Origin of the sequence: Ferrovum sp. (genome assembly GCF_027317285.1) — a bacterium.
GTDB lineage: Bacteria > Pseudomonadota > Gammaproteobacteria > Burkholderiales > Ferrovaceae > Ferrovum.
In genome coordinates, this window is sequence record NZ_DAHVHV010000072.1 from 1 (window position 1) to 7,144 (window position 7,144).

A 7,144-nucleotide genomic window follows, 5' to 3' on the forward strand; every position below is an offset into this window, starting at 1 on the left:
GGATATGGCCAAGGAACTGGCCATGGTGGAGCGCACAGCCCGGGGAAGGAAAGTACGACGCTACTTCATCGACTGTGAGCGCCAGATTCAGCAGTTGCAACAGGGGCTCACTCCAGCAAGGTCCGTTGCTCTCATTGAACTTTCCCGTGCCGAGAGACAGGCCATCAACCGGCAGGCATGGGCTGATGTCGCAGGGAATACCCAGGCAAAGTTCTACGCCCGGCGTGAAGCACTGCTGCGTCAATGTATCCAATCTGGAGCATCCGGCCCCGCCTCGTTACCCGATGATTTCCGGCCTGATTGGGCAAAATGAAGGAGCCTCTCATGAAAATCCATCCTCGCTGTTATTCATCGCCACTTGGGCGTTATCAGCCGGAACCCACGGATATCGAAGCCACCAAGAGAAATGGCTGGCAGGAACAGCACATTCTGGTGATCTCGGAAAACGACACCCGTCTGGACTTCGTGGAACGGGAGTTCATCCGACGCATCGGCAATCGGCTCTATGGAGGGAAACGCCATGGATAAAATGGACATCGATGAGGTGGCCGCACGATTTGCCGAAGCCGCAGATACGGGGCGACGGCTTCCACCGGCTCGTGTGCAGGGCTATTTCAACGTCTGGCCAGCCTTTGCCCGCGATCAGTGGGAAACCCTTGCGCTGGAAAAACCTGAATACCGATGCCTGCCCCCCAGTCCAGCCGCCATCGACCGGATGCTGGAAACCATGCGCTGGATGCTGTGGCTCGAGGTGGAGCAGCGGCATCTGCTCTGGATGCGAGCCGCACAATATGACTGGCGGGACATTGCCCGGCGTTTCGGTTGTTGCAGAACTACCGCCTGGCGTCGCTGGCAGAAGGCATTGCAGAGAGTAGCCGCTGAATTGCATGGGGGCAAGCATGAAACAATTCAAAACAGGGTTGGTCAACCCTGAGACTTGCCGGTCCGTTGTGTGCAAACCATCCATGGTTGGACAGCGAAATGTCATGGCCGCAATACAGAGATTTCTGTCTGTTGGATTGTAGGGTAGACATATCGAAAAACATACGGTCGTCTCCGCAATAATGTGCCAATACAGGACGTTCGAGAATTGCCCCAAAAGTGGGCCTTCACAACGAAGCTCTATGCTTATTCTTGTGTGCGGAATTTAGCGGGGATGGACATATGACCGACTTCATAGAACTGCACGTTCGCTTGATCGAAAGATTCCTGATACTTCAACCACAGTCGGAAACGTACCAAGGTCCAGGTATTCGGCTCGAAACCAACAATGGCTCCCAGTGCGCCACCGTTTTCGACATCAACCCCCACCCTTTCGGTTTCTGCATTTTGCAGGTCGGACAGTACGGTGTGGGGGTGAATCTGCACGATCTCGCGCGTTGCGCAGACTGCTCCAACATGTGTCGGAAGCAATCTCGACGCCCATATCGACCAGGTCTTTATTGAAGGCCAGCCGAAGGATGCCGTCAGGGCATCAAAACCACTGCTGCTGAGAAAGCGGTTCATCCCTTCAGCGTTTTCCCATAGATAGAACGGCGCGTAGAGGTTTTCACAGGCATGGTGCCGCCCATGATCGCGTCGGGCATGCAAAAACGCTTTGAAAACGAGCAATGGAAAATCATCCATCAAATGCCCCTTGGTCGCAATTCGCTCCCGAATGATAGACATATCGTAGTCGGCTGGAAGAGTGAAACTGTATTGCATCGCCAACATGTTGCCTCCGTTTAGTGGGTTTCAGTCATCGCCGACCATGGTCGCGATGCCATCACCAAATGACCATTCATCCGCCTCTGTCGTGCTAATCACCACCATCACGTCCTGGCGTCGAATACCCGGTGCCTCCCCCAGCAACTCAGCGAGCCGACGGTAAAAGGCCTGTTTGACTTGGGTATCGCGTTGACGGCCGGCCGAAATGGCGATCAGCACATAGTCGTCGCTGCGGGGACCGCACAAGTAATCGCGGTCGAACACGAATTCATTTGGCGAAAGTTGATGAAAGACCTGAAAGCGGTCCCCTGTTGGAACGCCGAAAGTTTCAACAAGTGCCCGATGTAGGTTGTCGGACAGCGCCCTAAGATACTCAGGTGACTTGCCTTTCATCAGGGATATTCTGGCGTAGGGCATGGCATATTCTCCTATTTTCGTTTGCCGATTTTTTACGTGATCAGTCCTGCTCCGCAGCAGAACTCAGCAACTTGATCGCCGAGGCGGCCGAAGGCCAGCCGGAATAGAAAGCCAAGTGCGTAATGACCTCAATCAACTCCCCCTTGGTAACGCCATTCTCAAGGGCCAGGTTGAGATGGAACGGCAACTGCTCCAGCCGGTACATGGCCACGAGTGCGGCGACAGTGATGACGCTACGGTCGCGTTTCGACAATTCGCGACGCTCCCAGATGTCCCCGAACAGCACTTTGTCCGTCACTTCCGCCAGTTTGTGGGCATCTTGACCCATAGCCCTCTGTCCGTAACTTTGCATCTCATTCATCTGGCTTCTCCCTGGTTGAATATGAACTTGACAGCGTAATAATATCAAGCAAAGATAATCCCAAATATCAGAAAATATTGAACAGACAATTCCAAAAATATGGACGATTAAAATGGGGCGGTTAACGTTCGACCTAGATGTACTGCGCAGTTTCGTACTCGGCATAGAACTAGGTAGTTTTGCCAAAGCAGCCGACCGACTCGGACGTTCCACGTCTGCAATAAGTGCGCAACTGAAGAAACTCGAAGACCAAGTGGATGAACCCATTCTGCGCAGGTCTGGGCGCGGCATGGTACTCACTCCTACCGGCGAAACGCTCTTCGGTTATGCCAAGCGCCTGCTCGAACTGAACGATGAAGCCGCGACTGTAGTGCGGAGTACGGGAATAGAGGGTTGCGTGAAACTTGGTCTGCAGGAAGACTTCAGCGAACATCTCCTGACGGGGGTTCTCGGTAATTTCAGCCGTGCCCATCCACGCATCCGCATCGAGGCACGGGTGGCACGCAACGCGGAGTTGCTTGGTCTCGTTACGAGCGGACACCTTGATCTTGCACTGGCTTGGGACTCAGGGAAAAGAACCTCTTATAGCCAATTCATCGCCTCGTTACCAATGTACTGGATCGGGAGGGCTGATTGGACATACACGGCCAACGACGAACCCCTACCCTTGGTTGCGTTTGAGTCGCCCTGCCTCATGCGAAGCGCGGCAACCGAAGCGCTCGACCGCGCCGCCATTCCATGGCGTCTTGCATTCACCAGCCCTAGCCTGAGTGGCATCTGGGCTGCCGCAAGTGCCGGCCTTGGCATCACTGTCCGCACCCAAGTCGGACTCCCTAACCAGTTGCTTTTACTCAATGGCCTGCCTGAATTGCCAAAAATAAGCCTGGTATTACACCAGGCCGAATCCAAACCGGCGCAACCTGTGAGGCGGCTAGCAGAAATATTACTGGCCAGCCTGAACGACTTGGTCGCGACTGGAGCCTATCGGTGTAGGCCAGTGATTAGCGTAAACTGGCAAACTCCCCGAAAATAAAATCCATCACCAACTGCACCTTGGGAAGATGGCGATGACGTCCCCCGGTGTCAGGGAAGTTGTCGCGTCACCCGAGAAAATAAAATCAAGACCGTGGGCGGAAGCCGAATGGATATGAGCAGGTATTCTGAGGAACGCAAGATAGCGGTATTGGGGAAGTTATTGCCCCCGATAAACATGAGCGTGGCGGAGGTATAACATCGAGCATCGTCACGGTCGGATCCGGTTTGTGACCCCTGCACAGCGACTCGGAGGGAAGATTGTGGGATACTGACCAAGCGTCATGTGGTGTATCAAGAGGCCAGGGCAAAGGGCCCTTTGCGCTGGTCAGGTGCTACCCGTAATTGGGGGCTCGTAGGTGCCGTCCAACTGAACCCTGAACGACCAGTTCGGTTGGCGGTTTGAAGATGGTCGACGCGACATCTGTCCTGACAAGCGCCGTGTGTTCTAACACCGCGTGCTCGTGTCGTTCGGGAGGAAGGGTGCATGCTCTCGCAGCAGAACATCTCCGCCACTACCCCCACTGGCGCGCACCTGGTGCCGGGCGGGGCCACCTTCAAGGTCTGGGCGCCGCGAGCGACAGCTGTGTATCTCAACGGATGCTTCGCCGGCGTGTCCTATGATCGGCAGACGCCTGACCGGCTGTTGTCCAAGGATATTGCGGGATATTGGACCGGCTTTCAGGCGGGGGCCGCAGATGGCGATTCGTACCGCTTCTGGGTCAATGGCACCGGCAAAAACGGCTACAAGCGCGATCCCTATGCCGCCGAACTTGGCCCCTCTGCCGCCTTCCCTAACTGTTTCGCGATCCTGCGGCGAACCGGTTCATACCCTTGGCACGATGCGGGGTTCCGCACGCCCGACTTTTCCGACATCGTGATCTACCAAGCCCATATCGGGACTTATGCGATCGCCACGCCCGGTGTCTCATCCAACTTCCTCGATTTGGCCGGCAAGGTGCCCTATCTCGCTGCGCTTGGCATCAACATGCTGCAGCCGCTGCCGATGGACGAACAAGAGTCCAATCCCGGGTTGGGCTACAGCGGGGCTGACTTGTTCTCGCCGGATTTCCCCTATGTCGCCAATGCCGCGACCCTGCCGGGGTATCTCGCAAAGGTCAACGGCCTGTTCGCCGCCAAAGAGCTGGCGCCCTTGGTGCCGGCGGACATCGCGTCTGCGCCCGCTCAACTCAAAGTGCTGGTCGATCTGTGTCATGTCTACGGCATCGCGGTCGCGTTCGACGTGGTCTACAACCATGCCGGCGGCTTCACCACCGTGGATGGCGCGCTCGACGACAACTGCCTCTATTACTTCGACCGCGTGCCGAATCTCGGCGACAACAATGACAGCCTCTATTTCACCAACCAGGATCGCGGCACCGGCGGCCTCGCCTTTGCCATGTGGAACCAGGATGTGTGCCGCCTCCTGCAGGACAATGCGCAGTACTACATCGACGAGTTCCACGCTGACGGACTGCGCTACGACGAGATCAGCATTCTTTTGTCGACCAACCAAGCGAATGGCTGGGCGTTCTGCCGCGCGCTGACGACCCGTCTCAGAGCCGCGCAGCCGCGCTTCCTGCAAAATGCCGAGTTCTGGCCGGGCGAGTTCGATGACATCCCGACCAGCGTCCAGCCGGTCCTGCAGCCGGCCGATCAGGGCGGCGCTGGTTTCGATGTGGTGCAGCACGATGCGCTGCGCTCGGCGCTGCGCGGTGCGATCGGTGCCGCGTCCTACGGTGCCTCGGCGGCAGTTTCGATGTCGGCGATCGCCGCAGTGCTCTATCCGCCGAGGCTGGACCACGCTTGGCGGGCAGTGACCTGCGTCGAAAACCACGATCTGGTGCTGGCCGGCCGTAACCCACGCATCCCGGTGCTGGCCGACTCGGCCGATCCCCGCTCGTGGTACGCGCGTAGCCGCAGCCGCGTCGCAACCGGCCTGTTGCTGACCGCGCCCGGTATTCCTCAGTTGTTCATGGGCCAGGAGTTCCTGGAGACGCGGCCTTGGGACACCAACCCGGGCGGTTCCAACCTGCCCGACTGGGCCGCGCTTAACGACGGCGACGAGGTCATGGTCGACCATCTGCGCTTCACCCAGGAGCTTGTGCGGCTGCGCGCCAGCCAGCCAGCGCTACGCAGCGACAACGTCCATCCGTACTACGTCTCCGACGCGGACCGGGTACTCGCCTTCCACCGCTGGCTGCCGACCAGCCAGGACGTAGTCGTGGTCGCAACCTTGGCCGAAAGCACCTGGTGGAGTTACCACCTAGGATTCCCGTCGGCGGGCTTCTGGCGCGAGGTGTTCAACAGTGACGTCTACGACAACTGGGTCAACCCCTGGGTTGCCGGCAATGGCGGCGGCGTCCAAGCCGACGGGCCGCCGATGCACGGGTTCGCGACCTCGGCATCGGTCGTGATCCCGGCCAACACCATCGTGGTGTTCGCACGCAGTTGAGCGTATGAGACTTCAATCAAGCGCAGGATTCACGGTTGGACTGCTCCAAAATTGACGTCTCAGAACAACTGGTTATTGCATGGAGGCAAGCATGAAACAATTCAAAGCAGGGTTGGCCAACCCTGAAACCTGCCGGTCCGTTGTGTGCAAACCATCCATGGTTGGACAGCGAAATGTCATGGCCGCAATACAGAGATTTCTATCTGTTGGATTGTAGGGTAGGCATGTCGAGAATATACGGCCGCCCCCGGCAACAATGTGCCAGAGTCCGTCATGGTTGTGAATTCGTAGCCCCAAACCTGCCCTTCGTGGAAGCACGATCCCTACAGAATATTTCTCTCCGATTGAAATTTTTACAAATCCCCACTGTTTTTATCTTGCTGATAAGTAACCTGTAGGTTACTATCTGGCCATGGCTATCAAGATTGAAGAATACGTAACCAGCGAACAGAAGAACTACTATGCGGAGTGGTTCAATGATTTGTCCATTGAGTATGCCGCAAAAGTGGCCGCCGCTCGTGCGCGCATGATGGCGGGCAGCATGGGGAATGTAAAGCCTATAGACGGAACGCTCAAGGAATATCGGATTGATTGGGGACCGGGAATTCGGATTTACCTCATCCATGATGGCGATGTATTAATTGTGTTACTTGGTGGCGGTACAAAAAATAGTCAGGTCGCCGATATCAGGCAGGCGAAAAAGCTGCGCGATGATTACGATGCCCGTAAGGCCATGTTAAAGAAAAATCAAAAAGGATAAATGATGGGACAACTCACTGTAGATTCCAGTACAACATTACAAGCCAGAATCAAGGCAGATCCGGCATTTGCCGAAGCATTGCTGAGAGAGGCAACGGATATGTTTCTCAATGGTGAGGCAGAGGCGTCACGCTTATTGCTGCGCGATGTGGTGAATGCCACCGTGGGCTTTGAGCAAATTGCCACGGCAACCAACCGTCCGAGCAAGAGTGTACATCGCATGCTTTCTGCTCGCGGCAACCCTACCATGGAAAGTCTTTCTGCGGTTTTTTCAGCAATCAGGAAGGTTCTTAACGTATCTTTCGAGACACACACTGTGCATCAGGCTTGATGGGGCCCCCGGTGTCAGGGAAGTTGTCGCGTCACCCGAGAAAATAAAATCAAGACCGTGGGCGGAAGCCGAATGGATATGA

Annotated in this window: 9 protein-coding genes and 2 pseudogenes; 8 read left to right on the forward strand and 3 right to left on the reverse strand. The window is 56.2% G+C overall.

Annotation, left to right across the window (positions count from 1 at the left end; translation table 11 throughout):
* The 3 genes and pseudogenes from M6F29_RS10775 to M6F29_RS10785 form a co-directional block, all read left to right on the forward strand.
* Positions 1-313: pseudogene (locus M6F29_RS10775) on the forward strand (hypothetical protein); the annotation flags it as partial.
* Between the two features lie 11 nt (positions 314-324).
* Positions 325-528 (forward strand): hypothetical protein, encoded by a 204-nt coding sequence (locus M6F29_RS10780; protein WP_297500468.1) that lies wholly within the window; start codon positions 325-327, stop codon positions 526-528.
* Positions 521-934 (forward strand): DUF6362 family protein, encoded by a 414-nt coding sequence (locus M6F29_RS10785; protein ID WP_298159661.1) that lies wholly within the window; start codon positions 521-523, stop codon positions 932-934. The genes M6F29_RS10780 and M6F29_RS10785 overlap by 8 nt, the downstream gene beginning before the upstream one ends.
* A 194-nt stretch (positions 935-1,128) precedes the next feature.
* Here the strand turns inward: M6F29_RS10785 and M6F29_RS10790 are convergent, their stop codons facing one another.
* From M6F29_RS10790 to M6F29_RS10800, 3 genes are read right to left on the reverse strand one after another with little or no spacing between them, the layout of a single operon-like run.
* Positions 1,129-1,713, reverse strand: coding sequence for a DUF4865 family protein (locus M6F29_RS10790; RefSeq protein WP_298159663.1), 585 nt, complete (start codon positions 1,711-1,713; stop codon positions 1,129-1,131).
* 21 nt (positions 1,714-1,734) lie between these two features.
* Positions 1,735-2,124 carry a tautomerase family protein gene (locus M6F29_RS10795; protein ID WP_298159666.1) on the reverse strand — a complete coding sequence of 130 codons (390 nt, stop codon included), beginning with the start codon at positions 2,122-2,124 and terminating at the stop codon, positions 1,735-1,737.
* Positions 2,125-2,164: 40 nt separating this feature from the next.
* Entirely contained in the window at positions 2,165-2,485 is a 321-nt protein-coding gene (locus M6F29_RS10800) for a carboxymuconolactone decarboxylase family protein (RefSeq protein ID WP_298159668.1), read from the reverse strand.
* Positions 2,486-2,597: 112 nt separating this feature from the next.
* Between M6F29_RS10800 and M6F29_RS10805 the strand changes: the two genes are divergently transcribed.
* From M6F29_RS10805 to M6F29_RS10825, 5 genes and pseudogenes are all read left to right on the forward strand, one after another.
* Positions 2,598-3,518 (forward strand): LysR substrate-binding domain-containing protein, encoded by a 921-nt coding sequence (locus M6F29_RS10805; protein WP_298159671.1) that lies wholly within the window; start codon positions 2,598-2,600, stop codon positions 3,516-3,518.
* 187 nt (positions 3,519-3,705) lie between these two features.
* Positions 3,706-3,923, forward strand: a pseudogene (locus M6F29_RS10810) (IS3 family transposase); the annotation flags it as partial.
* Between the two features lie 81 nt (positions 3,924-4,004).
* Positions 4,005-5,972, forward strand: coding sequence for an alpha amylase C-terminal domain-containing protein (locus M6F29_RS10815; RefSeq protein ID WP_298159673.1), 1,968 nt, complete (start codon positions 4,005-4,007; stop codon positions 5,970-5,972).
* 412 nt (positions 5,973-6,384) lie between these two features.
* Positions 6,385-6,732, forward strand: a complete 348-nt coding sequence (locus M6F29_RS10820; protein WP_298159675.1) for a type II toxin-antitoxin system RelE/ParE family toxin — start codon at positions 6,385-6,387, stop codon at positions 6,730-6,732.
* Positions 6,733-7,062, forward strand: a complete 330-nt coding sequence (locus tag M6F29_RS10825; RefSeq protein WP_298159677.1) for a helix-turn-helix domain-containing transcriptional regulator — start codon at positions 6,733-6,735, stop codon at positions 7,060-7,062.
* Positions 7,063-7,144: the final 82 nt, after the last annotated feature.

Excerpts from the sequence above, each read along its gene's own strand:
- M6F29_RS10800 (WP_298159668.1), bottom strand. The coding sequence starts at position 2,485 with ATGAATGAGATGCAAAGTTACGGACAGAGGGCTATGGGTCAAGATGCC.
- M6F29_RS10790 (WP_298159663.1), bottom strand. The coding sequence starts at position 1,713 with ATGTTGGCGATGCAATACAGTTTCACTCTTCCAGCCGACTACGATATG.
- M6F29_RS10795 (WP_298159666.1), bottom strand. The coding sequence starts at position 2,124 with ATGCCCTACGCCAGAATATCCCTGATGAAAGGCAAGTCACCTGAGTAT.
- M6F29_RS10820 (WP_298159675.1), top strand. The coding sequence starts at position 6,385 with ATGGCTATCAAGATTGAAGAATACGTAACCAGCGAACAGAAGAACTAC.
- M6F29_RS10785 (WP_298159661.1), top strand. The coding sequence starts at position 521 with ATGGATAAAATGGACATCGATGAGGTGGCCGCACGATTTGCCGAAGCC.
- M6F29_RS10805 (WP_298159671.1), top strand. The coding sequence starts at position 2,598 with ATGGGGCGGTTAACGTTCGACCTAGATGTACTGCGCAGTTTCGTACTC.
- M6F29_RS10825 (WP_298159677.1), top strand. The coding sequence starts at position 6,733 with ATGATGGGACAACTCACTGTAGATTCCAGTACAACATTACAAGCCAGA.
- M6F29_RS10815 (WP_298159673.1), top strand. The coding sequence starts at position 4,005 with ATGCTCTCGCAGCAGAACATCTCCGCCACTACCCCCACTGGCGCGCAC.
- M6F29_RS10780 (WP_297500468.1), top strand. The coding sequence starts at position 325 with ATGAAAATCCATCCTCGCTGTTATTCATCGCCACTTGGGCGTTATCAG.